The organism is Mangrovibacter yixingensis, assembly GCF_020523985.1.
GTDB classification, from domain to species: domain Bacteria; phylum Pseudomonadota; class Gammaproteobacteria; order Enterobacterales; family Enterobacteriaceae; genus Mangrovibacter; species Mangrovibacter yixingensis.
The window spans coordinates 276,878-292,900 of the sequence record NZ_JAIVKM010000002.1 but is presented as its reverse complement, the minus strand read 5'-3'; the positions used below and the strand labels follow the sequence as shown (position 1 = coordinate 292,900).

16 protein-coding genes and 1 pseudogene are annotated in these 16,023 nt (G+C 49.6%); 11 read left to right on the top strand and 6 right to left on the bottom strand.

The window, feature by feature from the left end; genetic code table 11:
• Positions 1-41: 41 nt before the first annotated feature.
• Positions 42-491, top strand: a complete 450-nt coding sequence (locus LC084_RS12045; protein ID WP_226571461.1) for a GNAT family N-acetyltransferase — start codon at positions 42-44, stop codon at positions 489-491.
• Here LC084_RS12045 and galR read toward each other — a convergent pair.
• Positions 479-1,495, bottom strand: a complete 1,017-nt coding sequence (gene galR, locus LC084_RS12040; RefSeq protein ID WP_226571460.1) for an HTH-type transcriptional regulator GalR — start codon at positions 1,493-1,495, stop codon at positions 479-481. The two genes, LC084_RS12045 and galR, sit on opposite strands and share 13 nt — an antisense overlap.
• Positions 1,496-2,125: 630 nt before the next feature.
• On the opposite strand from galR, the gene aas reads away from it, so the two are divergent.
• Both aas and lplT read left to right on the top strand, forming a co-directional pair.
• A complete protein-coding gene (gene aas, locus LC084_RS12035) occupies positions 2,126-4,285 on the top strand; it encodes a bifunctional acyl-ACP--phospholipid O-acyltransferase/long-chain-fatty-acid--ACP ligase (RefSeq protein WP_226571459.1) in 2,160 nt (719 codons plus the stop codon).
• Positions 4,278-5,501, top strand: coding sequence for a lysophospholipid transporter LplT (gene lplT, locus LC084_RS12030; RefSeq protein ID WP_226571458.1), 1,224 nt, complete (start codon positions 4,278-4,280; stop codon positions 5,499-5,501). The genes aas and lplT overlap by 8 nt, the downstream gene beginning before the upstream one ends.
• A 44-nt stretch (positions 5,502-5,545) precedes the next feature.
• Here the strand turns inward: lplT and LC084_RS12025 are convergent, their stop codons facing one another.
• The 5 genes and pseudogenes from LC084_RS12025 to LC084_RS12005 form a co-directional block, all read right to left on the bottom strand.
• Positions 5,546-6,586 carry an NADP(H)-dependent aldo-keto reductase gene (locus LC084_RS12025; RefSeq protein ID WP_226571457.1) on the bottom strand — a complete coding sequence of 347 codons (1,041 nt, stop codon included), beginning with the start codon at positions 6,584-6,586 and terminating at the stop codon, positions 5,546-5,548.
• Positions 6,587-6,809: 223 nt separating this feature from the next.
• Positions 6,810-7,028 (bottom strand): YgdI/YgdR family lipoprotein, encoded by a 219-nt coding sequence (locus tag LC084_RS12020; protein ID WP_226571787.1) that lies wholly within the window; start codon positions 7,026-7,028, stop codon positions 6,810-6,812.
• Positions 7,029-7,148: 120 nt separating this feature from the next.
• Positions 7,149-7,862: a TerC family protein gene (locus LC084_RS12015; protein ID WP_226571456.1), complete on the bottom strand. Its 714-nt coding sequence runs from the start codon at positions 7,860-7,862 to the stop codon at positions 7,149-7,151.
• A 159-nt stretch (positions 7,863-8,021) separates the two neighbouring features.
• On the bottom strand, positions 8,022-8,708 hold the full coding sequence (gene mutH, locus LC084_RS12010) for a DNA mismatch repair endonuclease MutH (RefSeq protein WP_226571455.1): 687 nt from the start codon (positions 8,706-8,708) through the stop codon (positions 8,022-8,024).
• Positions 8,709-8,854: 146 nt separating this feature from the next.
• Positions 8,855-8,953: pseudogene (locus LC084_RS12005) on the bottom strand (hypothetical protein); the annotation flags it as partial.
• Positions 8,954-9,395: 442 nt separating this feature from the next.
• Between LC084_RS12005 and rppH the strand changes: the two are divergent.
• From rppH to LC084_RS11965, 8 genes are all read left to right on the top strand, one after another.
• On the top strand, positions 9,396-9,932 hold the full coding sequence (rppH, locus tag LC084_RS12000; RefSeq protein ID WP_226571454.1) for an RNA pyrophosphohydrolase: 537 nt from the start codon (positions 9,396-9,398) through the stop codon (positions 9,930-9,932).
• Between the two features lie 12 nt (positions 9,933-9,944).
• Positions 9,945-12,191: a phosphoenolpyruvate--protein phosphotransferase gene (gene ptsP / locus LC084_RS11995; protein ID WP_226571453.1), complete on the top strand. Its 2,247-nt coding sequence runs from the start codon at positions 9,945-9,947 to the stop codon at positions 12,189-12,191.
• 152 nt (positions 12,192-12,343) lie between these two features.
• Entirely contained in the window at positions 12,344-13,219 is an 876-nt protein-coding gene (gene lgt, locus LC084_RS11990; RefSeq protein ID WP_226571452.1) for a prolipoprotein diacylglyceryl transferase, read from the top strand.
• A 6-nt stretch (positions 13,220-13,225) separates the two neighbouring features.
• On the top strand, positions 13,226-14,020 hold the full coding sequence (thyA, locus tag LC084_RS11985; RefSeq protein ID WP_226571451.1) for a thymidylate synthase: 795 nt from the start codon (positions 13,226-13,228) through the stop codon (positions 14,018-14,020).
• A gap of 235 nt (positions 14,021-14,255) precedes the next feature.
• Positions 14,256-14,729 carry a prepilin-type N-terminal cleavage/methylation domain-containing protein gene (locus LC084_RS11980; protein ID WP_226571450.1) on the top strand — a complete coding sequence of 158 codons (474 nt, stop codon included), beginning with the start codon at positions 14,256-14,258 and terminating at the stop codon, positions 14,727-14,729.
• Positions 14,720-15,277, top strand: a complete 558-nt coding sequence (locus tag LC084_RS11975) for a prepilin peptidase-dependent protein (RefSeq protein WP_264193502.1) — start codon at positions 14,720-14,722, stop codon at positions 15,275-15,277. The genes LC084_RS11980 and LC084_RS11975 overlap by 10 nt, the downstream gene beginning before the upstream one ends.
• Positions 15,274-15,711 carry a DUF2509 family protein gene (locus LC084_RS11970; protein ID WP_226571448.1) on the top strand — a complete coding sequence of 146 codons (438 nt, stop codon included), beginning with the start codon at positions 15,274-15,276 and terminating at the stop codon, positions 15,709-15,711. Before LC084_RS11975 ends, LC084_RS11970 begins: the two co-directional genes overlap by 4 nt.
• The gene (locus LC084_RS11965) at positions 15,696-16,022 is read left to right on the top strand and encodes a prepilin-type N-terminal cleavage/methylation domain-containing protein (protein WP_226571447.1); all 327 of its coding nucleotides are present in this window, start codon (positions 15,696-15,698) and stop codon (positions 16,020-16,022) included. Before LC084_RS11970 ends, LC084_RS11965 begins: the two co-directional genes overlap by 16 nt.
• Position 16,023 lies beyond the last annotated feature (1 nt).

Sequence of the window (16,023 nt, the reverse complement as noted above, 5' to 3'; positions counted from 1 at the left end):
ACAATCGATTAAGCGGCCTGCCGGCTTGATGGAGTCAGTTCATGATTATTCAACCGCTATACCAGGCCCCGAACTTTGCGCCGCAGGTTACCCGCTGGCTTACCGAATCTTTCGGTGGGGCAGGCTATGCTGATTTTTACGCCAGCATTGTGCAGCACAGCCAGCGGCCTGGCGCTTTGCCCGTGACTTTTGTAGCCAGTGAACAAGAGCAACTTTGCGGGACGGTGGGGTTATGGCGGTGTGATTTGATAAGCCGCCAGGATTTATGGCCCTGGCTGGCAGCCCTGTATGTCGATACCCCGTGGCGTGGGCAAGGGTTGGGGGAAGCGTTACAGCGCCATGTGATGCAGTACGCCCGCAAACAAGGGTTTAGTGACCTGTATCTTTACTCAGCCTGTAAAGATTACTATGAACGTTTTGGCTGGCACTACATTGGTGACGGGCTGGATGCGCCGGACAAACCCGTCCACCTTTACCATCAGTCGTTATGAGGCTCCGCAGGTGCCGTGACAGAATGGCGCCGCACCAGAGTTGGGCTGAACATATGTGTTATTTCCGGAATAGGGCGATTTTCCGCAAGGGCGAGTGCCAATTCTGCCGCTTGTGTCGCCATGGTGACAATAGGGTAGCGCACAGTAGTTAACTGTGGGCGCATATACCTGGAAATGAGAATGTCGTCGAAACCAATCAGTGAGATTTCCCGGGGGACTTCAATACTATTATCGCTCAAGACCCCCATAGCTCCGGCGGCCATTGAGTCATTGTAACAGGCTACGGCAGTAAAATTCCGCCCTCTACCCAAAAGCTCTGTCATTGCCTGCTCACCACCGCTTTCATCCGGCTCAGCAAAGGCTACAAGGCGATCATTAGCCGGGATATCATGGGCTTTCAGCGCGTCGTAATAGCCTTGCAGGCGGTCTGTCGCATCTGAAATCTGGTGGTTAGAGCACAGGTAGCCAATCTCGGTGTGCCCTTGCTGAATAAGGTGCCGGGTGGCAATAAATGCACCATAGCGGTCGTCCAGTGCCACACAGCGTGTTTCATAGCCTGGAAGCGTGCGGTTGATTAACACCATACCGGGGATTTGCCGCATCAATGGCACCAGTTCGCTGTCCGGAATCATCTTGGCATGCACTACCAGTGCGGCGCAGCGGTGGCGAATCAGTTGCTCAATGGCCTGATGTTCTTTTTTTTCAATATGGTAGCCATTGCCTATCAGCAAAAAATTACCGGTATTGTAAGCCACTTGTTCCACGGCTTTTACCATTGCACCAAAAAAAGGATCAGAGACATCGCCAACAACCAGGCCAATCGTTTCGGTATTTTGTTGTGCCAGAGCCCGGGCATTTGCATTAGGATGGTAGTTCAGTTCCAGCATCGCGTTAGTCACTGCTATGCGTGATGCCTCGCTGGCTTTGGGGGAATCATTGATGACTCGCGAAACAGTGGCGACAGAAACACCTGCCAACCGAGCCACATCCTTTATTGTCGCCATAGCGGACCTTTATTTTAGGGAAACGATTACACTTCCTTTAGTGTTGCGGAAAACCCCCGTCACATCAAGTAAATGCCTTGCGCTCTGCCTGGCTGCCTCACAAAAAAAAGCAAATTAATGTAATCGGTTTATCAGGGCTGAGCTAAAAGCATGTCAGGGCAAATCTTTGCTTACACTTTGCGAAAGCCTGTTGCGATTCCCGGGTGGCGGGATAAAGGAGCAGGCTGGTACATTGAATATCCCAGAGGTATTGATAGGTGATGTCAGCTGATTTTCAGTTGAACACATGAGTTACACCAGCCTGCGCGGATGCGCAGGTTTTTTTTTGTTTTTTTTCAAGGTTGTAACATAAACCTGGAAAGGACATACCTGGTTTCAATTCGCCCAATTTACTTGCTTTTTAAAGGTGGTGTATTGCCTGTTAACCCGTCAGGATAAGAGTCCCAGAGGTATTGATAGGTGATGTCAGCCAATTTTTAGCTGAACTCAAGCATTACACCAACCTGCGCGGATGCGCAGGTTTTTTTTTGCCCTGCAGATATTCAGTCGCCCCCGTTTAGTAAGTCGTGTACTCTCTTTCTGATTATTCATGTATGACTGTACAGGTTTCCGACTACAAAGGGAGTTGATATGCTTTTTGGTCTTTTTCGCACAGTGTTCAGAATACTGTTTCGCGTTACGGTCTGTGGGGATAAAACAGCACTATCCAATAAGCGGGTGCTTATTACACCTAACCATGTTTCTTTTTTGGACGGCGTACTGTTAGCGCTTTTTCTTCCTGTTCGGCCCGTTTTTGCTGTTTACACATCAATCAGTGATCAATGGTTTATGCGTTGGTTACGCCCCATAATAGATTTTGTTCCACTGGACCCAACAAAACCGATGTCAATTAAGCATCTGGTTCGTTTAGTTGAGCAAGGGCGTCCAGTTGTGATATTTCCTGAAGGGCGAATTAGCACGACGGGTTCGCTGATGAAAATATACGATGGTGCTGGCTTTGTTGCTGCAAAAACACAAGCGACAGTTGTACCGTTGCGTATTGATGGTGCTGAACTGACATTTTTCAGCCGTCTTAAAGGTGTAGTTAAACGCCGCCTGTTTCCGCGTATTACACTGCATATTCTTCCCCCCACCTCATTGCCGATGCCGCAGGCGCCTAAAGCGCGCGACCGCCGCCGCATGGCCGGGGAAATGTTGCATCAAATCATGATGGAAGCGCGCATGGCTGTTCGCCCGCGTGAGACGTTATTTGAAGCACTTCTCTCAGCACAATACCGCTATGGTTCCCGCAAAAACTGCATTGAAGATATTAATTTCAAACCAGATACTTACCGCAAATTACTGACGAAAATTCTTTTCGTGGGGCGAGTGCTCGAAAAATACAGCCATAAAGGTGAGCGAATTGGTCTGATGCTGCCCAATGCCGCGATTTCAGCCGCCGTTATTTTTGGAGCCGTTTCCCGGGGACGAATCCCCGCTATGATGAATTACACTGCCGGTGTTAAAGGGCTGACCAGCGCGATTACTGCCGCCGAGATTAAAACTGTATTCACGTCCAGGCAGTTTCTCGACAAAGGCAAACTATGGCACCTGCCAGAACAACTGACTCAGGTTAAATGGGTATTTCTGGAGGATTTAAAAGCCGATATTACATTCAGCGATAAAGTTTGGATCTTTGCGCATCTTCTGGTGCCTCGTTGTGCGCAGGTATCTCAGTTACCTGAAGACGAAGCTCTGGTTCTGTTTACTTCTGGTTCTGAAGGCCACCCAAAAGGCGTGGTGCACAGCCACAAAAGCCTGCTGGCAAACGTTGAGCAAATCCGCACAATAGCCGACTTTACCGCACATGATCGCTTTATGTCGGCATTACCCCTGTTCCATTCATTTGGGCTGACAGTGGGTTTATTTACCCCCTTGATGACAGGGGCCGAGGTATTTCTCTACCCCAGCCCATTGCATTACCGCGTTGTCCCTGAGCTGGTTTATGACCGCAACTGCACGGTGCTATTTGGTACGCCAACATTCCTTGCCAACTATGGGCGCTTTGCTAACCCTTACGACTTCTTCAAAGTTCGCTATGTTGTAGCCGGCGCCGAAAAACTACAGGAAACAACCCGCGCATTGTGGCAGGAGAAATTTGGCTTACGTGTGCTGGAAGGTTATGGCGTGACGGAGTGCGCTCCAGTGGTGTCAATTAATGTGCCCATGGCGGCAAAAAGTGCGACGGTGGGGCGTATTCTTCCAGGAATGGATGCTCGCTTGTTGGCCGTGCCCGGTATTAGCGAAGGTGGCCGCTTGCAGCTCAAAGGGCCTAATATCATGAAAGGCTACTTACGGGTAGAAAACCCAGGCTATCTCGAAACCCCTTGTGCAGAAAATCAGCATGGTGAGTCCGAAGAGGGCTGGTACGACACTGGCGACATTGTCGCGTTTGATAACCAGGGGTTCTGCGTTATTCAAGGGCGTGCCAAGCGTTTTGCCAAAATTGCCGGGGAAATGGTTTCGCTGGAAGCCGTTGAGCAACTGGCACTGGGCATTTCACCTGAAAAATTACATGCCACGGTAATCCGCCAGGATGCCAGTAAAGGTGAGGCCCTTGTGTTGTACACGACAGACAGTGAACTGACCCGCGAACGCCTGTTGCGCCAGGCGCGTGAACAGGGCATGCCAGAACTGGCTGTTCCCCGTGATATCCGTTTCCTTAAACAATTACCGCTGTTGGGCAGTGGCAAACCAGATTTTGTGACCCTGAGCAGTATGGTTGCTGAAGGAGAAAACGCGAATGGCTAAGGCTCCAGAGGTTCAGCAAGGCTTGTATTCACGTGGCATGATGGCGGTGATGGTCGCGCAGTTTCTGTCCGCATTTGGCGATAATGCATTGCTGTTTGCCACGCTGGCGGTACTGAAACAGCAGTTTTACCCAGACTGGAGCCAGCCTGTACTGCAAATGGTGTTTGTTGGCGCATACATTTTGTTTGCTCCATTTGTGGGGCAATTTGCTGACAGCCTTGCCAAAGGGCGTGTAATGATGGTTGCCAACGCCCTGAAACTGGTTGGTGCAGCGGTGATTTGCGCCGGGCTGAACCCGTTTGTTGGGTATACCCTGGTAGGCATTGGGGCTGCCGCATACTCGCCAGCCAAATATGGCATCCTTGGTGAACTCACTACTGGCGACCGTTTGGTTAAAGCTAATGGTTTAATGGAGTCCTCTACCATTGCTGCCATTCTTATGGGGTCGGTGGCTGGTGGTGTGCTGGCGGACTGGCACATACTGGCAGCCCTGGGTTTGTGTGTTCTGGTTTATGGCGGCGCAGTGGCCGCAAACTTTTTGATTCCCCGCCTGCAACCCGCCCGTACCGGCCTGTCCTGGCGTCCAGGGAAAATGGCCGCACATTTTTCTCTGGCCTGCCGCACGCTCTGGCATATGGGAGAAACCCGCTTTTCACTGGTGGGTACCAGCATGTTTTGGGGCGCAGGGGTAACACTGCGTTTCTTGTTGGTGTTGTGGGTGCCCGCCGCGTTAGGCCTGACAGATAACGCCACTCCGACCTATCTTAATGCGATGGTTGCGATTGGTATTGTGGCCGGGGCGGGCGCTGCAGCGCGCCTGGTAACACTCAAAACGGTTGCTCGTTGCATGCCAGCCGGTGTACTGATTGGTGTTGGCGTGGCTTTTTTCGCCGTACAACACAGTCTGTTACCTGCTTATGTTTTACTGATGGTAATAGGCATGCTGGGGGGCTTTTTTGTGGTTCCCCTGAATGCGCTGCTGCAGGACAGAGGTAAGCATACGGTGGGAGCGGGTAATGCCATCGCCGTCCAAAACCTGGGTGAAAACATCGCCATGTTGCTGATGCTTGGCCTTTACTCACTGGCCGTGAAAGTGGGTGTGCCGGTGATTGGCATTGGTGTTGGGTTTGGTGTGCTGTTTGCTGTGGCTATCAGTGGCCTTTGGATGTGGAAGCGTGGGCAAGATAAAAAAGCCCGCCAGCGCTCTGTGCCATAACGGGCCGGGAGTAACGTTGCCTGTGAACACAGGCAACGCGGTGGTTATGGTGCCGGGTAGGTATAGCGTTTATGTACAGCTTCCAGTTCCGCCAGCACGTCATCAGACAGTGTCAGATTATAGCTGCCAATATTAGTTTCTAACTGTTCAATACTGGTTGCGCCGAGCAGGGTGCTGGCAACAAACGCTTGCTGGCGAACAAATGCCAGCGCCATTTGTGCCGGGTCCAGATTATGGCGTTTTGCAACGTCAACATAAGCGGCCACTGCCTGCTCTGCCTGTTCACTACTGTAACGGGTAAAACGGCTGAATAACGTATTTCTGGCACCAGCCGGACGGGCCCCGTTGAGATATTTGCCTGTCAGTGTGCCAAATGCCAGGCAGGAATAAGCCAGCAATTCAACGCCTTCATATTGGCTCACTTCTGCCAGGCCCACTTCAAAGCTACGGTTGAGCAAACTGTACGGGTTTTGGATTGTGACAATACGTGGCAGGTCGTGTTTTTCGGCCAGATTCAGGTAGCGCATCACGCCCCAGGCGGTTTCGTTAGAAACACCGATATAGCGAATTTTCCCAGCGCGTTGTAATTCCGTTAAGGCTTCCAGCGTTTCCAGTAACGTCACTGCGGGCTTGTTTTCAGTCCAGGTATAGCCCAGCTTACCAAAACAGTTGGTGGCACGTTGCGGCCAGTGTACCTGGTACAGATCAAGGTAGTCGGTTTGCAGACGTTTCAGGCTGGCATCCAACGCTGCACGAATATTTTTACGGTCAAGGCACTGATCTGGCCGGATGCCACTGTCATTATTGCGTGAAGGGCCACTCACTTTTGAAGCTATAACCAGTTTTTCACGGTTACCACGTTTATGTAACCAGTTACCCACATAGGTTTCTGTCAGCCCTTGGGTTTCTGGGCGAGGTGGTACCGGGTACATTTCTGCGACATCTATCAGGTTAATGCCCTGGTTTACGGCATAGTCGAGCTGAAGATGTGCCTCAGCTTCGCTGTTTTGCTCACCAAATGTCATGGTCCCAAGGCCCAGGGCGCTGACTTCAAGTGAGCTGTGGGGAATACGGTGATAATGCATAGCCGGTTTCCTTTTTTTGTTGTTTACAACGATAGTCGCTTCCCGACAACACTTTCCTGCAAATCAATTGCAAAGGCTGGGCAGGCATGGGCAACCTGATTTATGGCGCCAGGGGGTACAAGCCCGCCGCAATTTAATTGTTGGGGGTCTAACAAAATGGCAGAGCGGAAGGCAAAGGGGAAGCAAAAATTGTTGGCTGGCGTAGAGCCAGCCCAGATGAGGTTTAACGTTTGATAATCTGTGAAACTTCGCTGCGGTTGATTTGTAACTGATTCCCTTTCTGGTCTTCATAGCTGATCATGCCTGTGTCATTATCAACCTGAGGTTTACCATCAGTAAGAATCATTCGGCCATCTTTGGTTGCCATAACGTAATCACTGCTACAACCAGAAACAGTAAAAACCAGACCCACGGCGGAAATGGCTACAGCCCATTTATTCATCATTATTTTCCTCTTAGGGTTGTGAAGTTATACTAGTAATAACGAATTGAGATGAATTCAGGAAGCAGTATATTCTGAAAAAATGTAAATAAGTGCGCGTTGCTCACGCGCACTGGCAAATTAATGCGAATTTTTTTTATTTCGTAACAAGTTGAGGCTTTCTACCGCAATTGAGAAAAACATAGCGAAGTAAATGTAGCCCTTAGGTATATGAATACCAACGCTTTCCAATATAAGGGTGAAACCTACCAGGATCAGAAAAGACAACGCCAGCATTTTTACTGAAGGATGGCGGCTAACAAATTCACCTATAGGCCGTGCAGCAAACATCATAATACCAACCGCGATGACGACCGCTGCCATCATAATAAACAGGTGATCAGATAAACCTACAGCAGTAATCACTGAATCCAGGCTGAAGATAATATCGAGCAACATGATTTGAATAATGGCACCGAAGAAAGAATGAACATTGCTACGTAAATTCTCTTCATCGCCTTCTATCGTTTCATGAATTTCCTTACTGGCTTTCCAGATAAGGAATAACCCACCAGCCATGAGAATGACATCGCGCAATGAAACTGCATGGCCAGCCAGAGAGAAAAGGGGATTTGTTAAGCGTGTTACCCAGGCTATAGAGGCCAGTAACAGTAAGCGCATAACCATTGCACCCATCAAACCCATACGACGGGCTTTGTTTTGTTGTGCTTTGGGAAGTTTGGCAACCACCAGAGAGAGAAAAATAATATTATCGATACCCAGGACAATTTCCAGTAGCGTTAGTGTTCCAAGCGCCAACCAGGCATTGGGGTCGGTTATCCATGCAAATAACATCAAAAAACCCTGAAAATAAAAGAAAGGGCGTATTATATACCCAAAACTGAATGAGTTGCAGGACTGCCTAATACAACAAAAGCGCATGGGCATACAGCCCGAGTTGTACGCCAGTATAATTATGGGCAGATTGGTCTGATACCGGTTGATTACTGTGAACTACAACATGAAGTGCCGGGCAAGAATGGCACTGGTGAAATTTTTCTTTAAATAGAACCCGCGAGGGAGGGTCATTATAGGTTGCCCGTTTTCCCCAATGGCTTCGGTCAAAGCCTTGCTATTAGCGGCCTTTGGGCGAATTTGCATCACTTCACCGTGACGTGCGGTGATTCGCTCAACCTGGCCCAGCACAATCATATCCATTAATTCTTCCCAGTCACGGCGTAGCTGGTCATCTTCTTCTTCTGAAGGCGACCACAGTAATGGTGTACCTACCCGGCGTTCACCTGGGGGAATACTGCGTTCGCCTTCGACTGGGACCCACAATACCCGGTGAAGTTTATGGCGCACATGGCTGGTTTCCCATACCACGCCCGTATTACCTGTAAGTGGGGCAACACACACGAATGTGGTTTCCAGCGGGTGCCCTTCTGCATCAATAGGGATTGTTTTCAGTTCAATTCCCAGTTCAGCAAAATCTTGCTCCGGTTTACTTCCCGCACTGGCACCTAACCAGCGTTCTAGCAAAATGCCTGTCCAGCCTTTGTCGCGTTTCAGGTTTTGTGGCGTGTTCATGCCAGCCAGGGTAGCCAATTCACCTAAAGTCATGCCCGCGATATGTTGGGCCTGATTAACCAGTTCCAACTCGTTTTTCGGGGGGAGTGACAATGGACGAAGAACCGACATAAATATATTCACCTGAGTGATTAAAAAATGAACGCACCAGAGCGAGGTTATCCACTCAGTTTACCGTTGCGCTAAAAGAAATTACAGTTTTATGATTTTTAAGCTATTTTTTATTATTCATCCACAGGGTTATTTGGTGCTCAGAAGGTTTTCCAATTCTGGTCACTGGGAATAAACAGGATCTTACACCGGGTTATCCACAGAAAAGTGGGATAACCGGGAAAAGTGGCAACTACTGGTTTGATTTACAGCCTTGACTTGCGAGTAAAATCCAATTTTCAGACAAATTGTGTCTAAGTTATTGGCATAATCTGTGGATAAAATCGACGCTGGTCGATCTTTCATCAATATGTGGATCCTTAATGTGATGAACATCACTTTTTATGGTTATGTTGTGGTGATTTTGTTTTTAATATAATGATAAATATGAATTTAATTTCAACTGTTACGTTATGGTTGAATTGTCAGTCACTAGTTTTCCCTGAGTAATACGGTACTTCTTCACAATGATATCCACAGAAAAAGTGAATAAAACCGCTGTTATGGCTGGCTGACTGTTTATAACTGTGGCGTGTTCTGTGAGTTATTCAATTGTTATTCGTTTGTACTTGCCCACATACAGTGGTTTACCGCCATACAGGAGTATGAAACAATCAAACGTATCCAGGTTTATTTTGAGGTAGTCCAGTGATCGATGATGATGGCTACCGCCCGAATGTAGGTATTGTGATCTGTAATCGCCAGGGGCAGGTTATGTGGGCCAGGCGTTTTGGCCAGCACTCCTGGCAATTCCCTCAGGGAGGTATAAACCCCGGTGAATCGCCCGAACAGGCGATGTACCGTGAGCTTTTTGAAGAAGTCGGATTACAGCGTAAAGATGTCCGGATTCTTGCCTCTACCCGAAACTGGTTACGTTACAAATTACCGAAACGTTTGGTGCGTTGGGATACAAAACCCGTCTGTATTGGCCAAAAGCAGAAGTGGTTTCTTTTACAGTTGATGAGCAATGATACTGATATCAATATGCAAACCAGCAGTACACCGGAGTTTGACGGTTGGCGCTGGGTAAGTTACTGGTATCCGGTTCGCCAGGTGGTTTCCTTTAAACGGGATGTCTACCGGCGTGTAATGAAAGAGTTCGCCAGCGTTGTGATGGCTTTGCAGGATATCGCACCGCAACGCAGCACGGCTGCTAATGCTAACTATCGGCGTAAAAGAGGTTAATACAGGCGATATATGTTAACGCGGTTGCGAGAAATCGTAGAGAAGGTTGCCAGCGCGCCTCGTGTAAGCGAGGCGCTGGATATTCTGGTTACTGATATCTGCCAGGCGATGCACACTGAGGTTTGCTCGGTATATCTGGCAGACCAGGACAGGCGTTGCTACTACTTAATGGCAACCCGCGGGCTGAAAAAACCACGTGGGCGTACCATCACTCTGGCATATGACGAAGGCCTGGTTGGGCTCGTCGGGCGCCTTGCAGAGCCTATTAACCTGGCCGATGCGCAAAAACACCCCAGCTTTAAGTATATTCCTGCCGTTAAAGAAGAACGCTTCAAAGCCTTTCTTGGTGTTCCTATTATCCAACGCCGTCAGTTATTGGGCGTGCTGGTCGTACAGCAAAGAGAACTTCGCCAGTTTGATGAAAGTGAAGAATCTTTTTTGGTTACGCTGGCCACGCAAATGGCCGCTATTCTTTCTCAATCTCAACTGACATCACTATTCGGGCAATACCGGCAAACCCGTATCCGTGCGTTGGCAGCATCCCCTGGTGTGGCAATTGGCCCTGGGTGGATGGACACCACATCGCCACTGATTGAGCAGGTCTCAGAAGCTTCGGCATTGGATAAAAGCCTTGAGCGTGAGCGCCTGACCGGAGCACTGGAAGAAGCCGCGAGTGAATTTCGCCGCTACAGCAAGCGTTTCTCTGCTGGTGCGCAAAAAGAAACGGCGGCAATTTTTGATCTCTATTCGCATCTATTGAGCGATGCCCGTCTGCGCCGTGAGTTGTTTGACGAAGTGGATGGTGGGTCTGTTGCTGAATGGGCAGTAAAAAAAATCATCGAAAAATTTGCCGCTCAGTTTGCGGAGCTTACCGATGGCTACCTGAAAGAGCGAGCGGGGGATTTACGCACACTTGGGCAGCGTATTCTTTTTCATCTCGATGACACTATTCAAAGCCCGGATACCTGGCCTGAACGGTTTGTTCTGGTGGCTGATGAGCTATCTGCGGCTACTCTGGCTGAATTGCCCACGGACAGGCTGGTGGGGGTTGTAGTACGCGATGGTGCGGCCAACTCACACGCCGCAATTATGGTTCGTGCGCTGGGTATCCCTACGGTTATGGGGGCGGATATGCAACCCGGCTTGTTGCATAACCGAACCCTGGTGGTCGATGGTTACCGAGGTGAAGTACTGGTCGATCCTGAACCGGTACTGGAGCAAGAATATCAGCGGCTGATAACCGAAGAGCTTGAGCTGAGTAAACTGGCTGAAGGCGAAGTTGAGCAACCCGCGCAACTGAAAAGTGGCGAACGTATCCAGGTGATGCTCAATGCCGGGCTTAGCCCACAACATGAAGATAAGCTGGGCGACCGCATTGACGGGATTGGTTTATACCGCACCGAGATCCCCTTTATGTTGCAGGCGGGCTTCCCTTCAGAAGATGAGCAGGTGGCGCAGTATCAAGGCATGTTGCAAATGTTTAACGGTAAACCTGTTACTTTGCGAACACTGGATGTCGGGGCTGATAAGCAACTGCCTTATATGCCTATCAGTGAAGAAAACCCGTGTCTTGGCTGGCGCGGGATTCGTATCACGCTCGATCAACCTGAGATATTTCTGGTACAGATGCGCGCAATGTTGCGAGCCAACGTCGCCAGCGAAAACCTGAATATTTTGCTGCCAATGATAACCAGCCTCGATGAAATTGACGAAGCACGGCGTCTTATTGAGCGAGCAGGGCGTGAAGTGGAAGAGATGCTGGGGTACGACATTCCCCGGCCGCGTATCGGCATTATGGTTGAAGTACCTTCTATGGTCTTCCTGCTCCCAGATCTTGCCGGTCGGGTCGATTTTATTTCTGTCGGTACCAACGACCTGACCCAGTATTTACTGGCGGTTGACCGGAACAATACACGGGTGGCAAGCCTGTATGACAGTTTACATCCGGCTGTATTACGCGCTCTGAAAATGATTGCAGAGCAAGCAACGCAAGTTGGCCTGGATTTGTGTGTCTGTGGCGAAATGGCTGGAGACCCAATGTGTGTTGCGATTCTGGTTGGCCTTGGGTATCACCATTTATCCATGAATGGCCGTTCTGTGCCACGTATTAAATACCTGTTACGCCATATTGAAATCGAAGAAGCACAGGCGTTGGCAACGCGAGCGCTGGAACTGCAAATAACCACGGAAATTCGCCATCAGGTCGCGGCATTCATGGAGCGCCGATCCATGGGGGGGCTTATTCGTGGTGGCCGCTAATTCGCTATAGCCGCGGAATAGTTCTTTACAACTCCACAACCCGATGTCTGTTGCCTTTGTGATATGATGCGCGCTTTCTGGCGCGTATGCCCTGCATACGCAGGACCAACAGTCTGCTTTTTGGCAGAAAAATAAGCGTTTATATGGTGACTATGAACACTGGCTATCTGCATTTTCCTGACTTTGACCCAGTTATTTTCTCTCTCGGCCCTGTCTCCCTTCACTGGTACGGTGTTATGTACCTGGTTGGGTTTATTTTCGCAATGTGGCTGGCAACACGTCGAGCTAATCGGCCAGGAAGTGGCTGGACAAAAAACGAGGTGGAAAACTTACTGTATGCAGGTTTTCTCGGTGTCTTTTTAGGCGGGCGTATTGGCTATGTCCTGTTTTATAATCTGCCCTCGTTCCTTAATAACCCATTGTATTTATTCAAAGTGTGGGATGGCGGTATGTCATTTCATGGTGGGTTGATTGGTGTTATTTGTGTGATGTTGTGGTTTGCCCGCCGTACGAAGCGGACCTTTTTCCAGGTGTCTGACTTTATCGCGCCATTAATTCCGTTTGGCCTTGGAGCCGGGCGTTTGGGCAACTTTATCAACGGTGAATTGTGGGGGCGTGTCGACCCGAATTTCCGCTTTGCCATGCTGTTCCCTGGGTCTCGTAGTGAAGATATTGCCTTGTTACCTTCTCACCCACAATGGCAGGCACTGTTTGATAAATATGGCATGTTGCCCCGCCACCCGTCACAACTGTATGAACTCTTCCTCGAAGGGATCGTGCTGTTTATTATTCTGAATGTGTTTATTCGTAAGCCCCGTCCTATGGGAGCTGTATCCGGGTTATTCCTGATTGGTTATGGCGCGTTTCGTATTATTGTCGAATTTTTCCGCCAACCTGACGCGCAGTTTACTGGTGCCTGGGTTCAGTACATCAGCATGGGGCAAATTCTCTCCATCCCAATGATCCTGGCTGGCGTGGCGATGATGGTCTGGGCATATCGCCGTAAAAACCAGCCGCAGTTATCGTGAGAAAACATGAAACAGTATCTTGATTTGATGAAAAAAGTGCTGGATGAAGGCACGTTTAAGAATGACCGTACCGGCACCGGTACACGGTCAATCTTTGGTCACCAAATGCGTTTTAATCTGCAGGAAGGATTCCCGCTGGTGACAACCAAACGTTGCCATTTGCGCTCAATCATCCATGAACTGTTGTGGTTCCTGAAAGGGGACACCAACATCGCTTACCTGCGTGAAAATAATGTCACGATTTGGGACGAATGGGCTGATGAAAACGGTGACCTGGGGCCGGTATACGGCAAGCAATGGCGCGCGTGGCCAACACCAAATGGCGAGCACATTGATCAGATAACCCGTGTTATTGAGCAGCTAAAAAACGACCCCGATTCACGCCGTATTATCGTTTCCGCGTGGAATGTGTCTGAACTGGACAAAATGGCACTGGCACCTTGCCACGCCTTCTTCCAGTTCTATGTTGCTGATGGCAAATTGTCTTGCCAGCTTTACCAGCGTTCTTGCGATATATTCCTGGGTTTGCCGTTCAATATTGCCAGTTATGCGCTGTTGGTACATATGGTTGCACAACAGTGTGACTTAATTCCTGGCGATTTTGTTTGGACTGGCGGTGATACTCACCTGTATATGAATCACCTTGAACAAGCTAATCTGCAACTGACCAGGGAGCCGCGCCCACTGCCGAAATTGGTGATTAAACGTAAACCAGAATCCGTATTTGATTACCAGTTTGATGACTTTGAAATCGAAGGGTACGACCCACATCCGGCAATTAAAGCACCTGTGGCCATCTAACGCTGTTCATTTAATTGCCCACTGCAAATAGCTTTCTTGTTTGCCAGTAACCTGAGCCTGCATCTCGCGATGCGGGCTTTTTTTGCTGCGTTAAAAGTGCGAGCGCAGGTTTTTTCAGCCCTGCCTGCAACTCCCTGTAACGATTACATTCCCCCTTAAGTTTTCATCGAGCCGCCTTCCAAAATTACCGCATCAGCCTTCACTACTTCTCAGGCTTTCTGGCAAATTGCTCGCCATGAAAAAACGAAGCAGTGCAGGCTTTACACTTTTGGAAATGCTGGTCGTTATGGCGATTGTCGCGGGGTTGTCGGTTGGTGGGTTTAACCAATGGGTTCAGTGGCAACAACAACAGAGGTTGGCACAAAGCATTCATCTGTTACGCGCTTTTTTAATGTCATGGCGCGATGATTCCGCCTGGAAAAATCTGGACGTTCGCCTGTATGTCCATCGTGAAGATGGTTTGTGGTGTATCAGTACGACTGAACATCTTGCGGGGGGATGCAGGTCATTGCCACGCCAGGTTTATTCCCCGGTTGCTGCTGAAATTCAGTTGGTGAGCATGACAGATGGGCTGGGGTTTTATGGTGCTCGTAACACAGCCCGTAGCGGCCGCATTGTTATACGCAGCCCGGCAGGTGAAGGGCAATTAATTGTATCTGCGTGGGGGCGCATTCGAGTATGTGGGCCTGGAGAAATAACATGCGAATAGCCAGCCAGAGTGGATTTACTCTTATGGAGATGATGGTTGCTCTCGCGATTAGCGCAGTTTTATTGCCTTCTGTGCTTAAAGTATTGCCCTTTCTCACCTTGCAGGTGAGCCGGGAAACACAGCGTATGCAACTGGATGACGAACTCTGGCAACTGGCCTTTACTGTCGGCAAGCATATTCAGCGTGCTGGTTACTGTAATGGTGAGTGTGTTGGCGCACCAATATACCTGCAATCGGGTTGTCTGGTGGTGCAATGGGATAGCGAAAGCACCGGAAAGTGGCCCGTGTTACCTGCCGCGCAACCCGCTCAGTTTGGGTTTCGTATTAATGGGGAAAGCCTGCAAACCAGCAGGGGGGCCCAGAATTGCCAGCAAGGCAATTGGGAACGCATAACTGATCCTGAATGGATGGTACTGACCCTTTTTACCATTGTGCCATCACCACATGACCCGGCGGTTTTTGAAGTCTCGTTGGCAGGTTACTTACGCCGTTACCCTCAGGTTAGCCTGTCTGTGCTTCACAGTGTGGCGGGGTATAATCTGCCATGAAAATGCAAAAGGGTGCGTCGTCGTTGGTGGTCGTCATCATGCTGTTTTTGTTGGGGTTGCTCGTGTTGGTTGGGCAGGCTCAGCAGTATGAAATACGTTTTCGCCGGGTTCACCAGGAGCGAAAGGCCCTGGAACAATGGAACATGGCGCTTACGCTCCTGGCATGGGGAACACAGCAGCAATGGTCCCTGGCAGCAGGTTGGGTCTGCCAGATACCGGCAAATGGTGCGGGCCGCGCTTGCTTACGCCAGGTTTCTCAGGACCGTGTATTGCTTGCTGCAAGTCCTGGAATGTCTTCTGATGAAGATAACGGTGGAAATCCATTGGTGTTGTGGCGTTGGGGAATGCCTGTTGGTACCAGCATTACCTGGTTACCGCATGGGTGGGTCGATTTTTGTCCATTAACAGAGAGCAAAGCATGCATATTACCCTAGTGCGCTACCAGCAAGGGTTCAGCCTGGTTGAAAGCCTGGCTGCGGTAGTGGTGTCTGCTGTGATGTTGTCGGCACTACTCGCCATGCAGCATTCCCTGTCGCAGGGTATGCAGGTTCAGCGTGACTTCTTGTTACTTGGGCGTTTTGCCAGCCAGCAGGTTGGTATTGTTGCCCCCGCTTTACCAGAAGGCTGGTTTGTTAGCCGTACACGGCGGGAAGAAGGGGCATGTGTCTCCATCCAGGTTATGTTGGTAAGCCCTGGTGGCAGACAGGGCGAACTATCTCGTTTACATTGTCCACTGGCACGGTAGT

What these genes read in the sequence shown, in the direction of transcription:
- LC084_RS12025 (WP_226571457.1), bottom strand. Translation starts at nt 6,586, where the DNA reads ATGCATTATCACCGTATTCCCCACAGCTCACTTGAAGTCAGCGCCCTG.
- LC084_RS11980 (WP_226571450.1), top strand. Translation starts at nt 14,256, where the DNA reads ATGAAAAAACGAAGCAGTGCAGGCTTTACACTTTTGGAAATGCTGGTC.
- aas (WP_226571459.1), top strand. Translation starts at nt 2,126, where the DNA reads ATGCTTTTTGGTCTTTTTCGCACAGTGTTCAGAATACTGTTTCGCGTT.
- LC084_RS11975 (WP_264193502.1), top strand. Translation starts at nt 14,720, where the DNA reads ATGCGAATAGCCAGCCAGAGTGGATTTACTCTTATGGAGATGATGGTT.
- lgt (WP_226571452.1), top strand. Translation starts at nt 12,344, where the DNA reads ATGAACACTGGCTATCTGCATTTTCCTGACTTTGACCCAGTTATTTTC.
- lplT (WP_226571458.1), top strand. Translation starts at nt 4,278, where the DNA reads ATGGCTAAGGCTCCAGAGGTTCAGCAAGGCTTGTATTCACGTGGCATG.
- LC084_RS11970 (WP_226571448.1), top strand. Translation starts at nt 15,274, where the DNA reads ATGAAAATGCAAAAGGGTGCGTCGTCGTTGGTGGTCGTCATCATGCTG.
- LC084_RS12015 (WP_226571456.1), bottom strand. Translation starts at nt 7,862, where the DNA reads ATGTTATTTGCATGGATAACCGACCCCAATGCCTGGTTGGCGCTTGGA.
- LC084_RS11965 (WP_226571447.1), top strand. Translation starts at nt 15,696, where the DNA reads ATGCATATTACCCTAGTGCGCTACCAGCAAGGGTTCAGCCTGGTTGAA.
- LC084_RS12045 (WP_226571461.1), top strand. Translation starts at nt 42, where the DNA reads ATGATTATTCAACCGCTATACCAGGCCCCGAACTTTGCGCCGCAGGTT.
- thyA (WP_226571451.1), top strand. Translation starts at nt 13,226, where the DNA reads ATGAAACAGTATCTTGATTTGATGAAAAAAGTGCTGGATGAAGGCACG.
- mutH (WP_226571455.1), bottom strand. Translation starts at nt 8,708, where the DNA reads ATGTCGGTTCTTCGTCCATTGTCACTCCCCCCGAAAAACGAGTTGGAA.
- LC084_RS12020 (WP_226571787.1), bottom strand. Translation starts at nt 7,028, where the DNA reads ATGAATAAATGGGCTGTAGCCATTTCCGCCGTGGGTCTGGTTTTTACT.
- ptsP (WP_226571453.1), top strand. Translation starts at nt 9,945, where the DNA reads ATGTTAACGCGGTTGCGAGAAATCGTAGAGAAGGTTGCCAGCGCGCCT.
- galR (WP_226571460.1), bottom strand. Translation starts at nt 1,495, where the DNA reads ATGGCGACAATAAAGGATGTGGCTCGGTTGGCAGGTGTTTCTGTCGCC.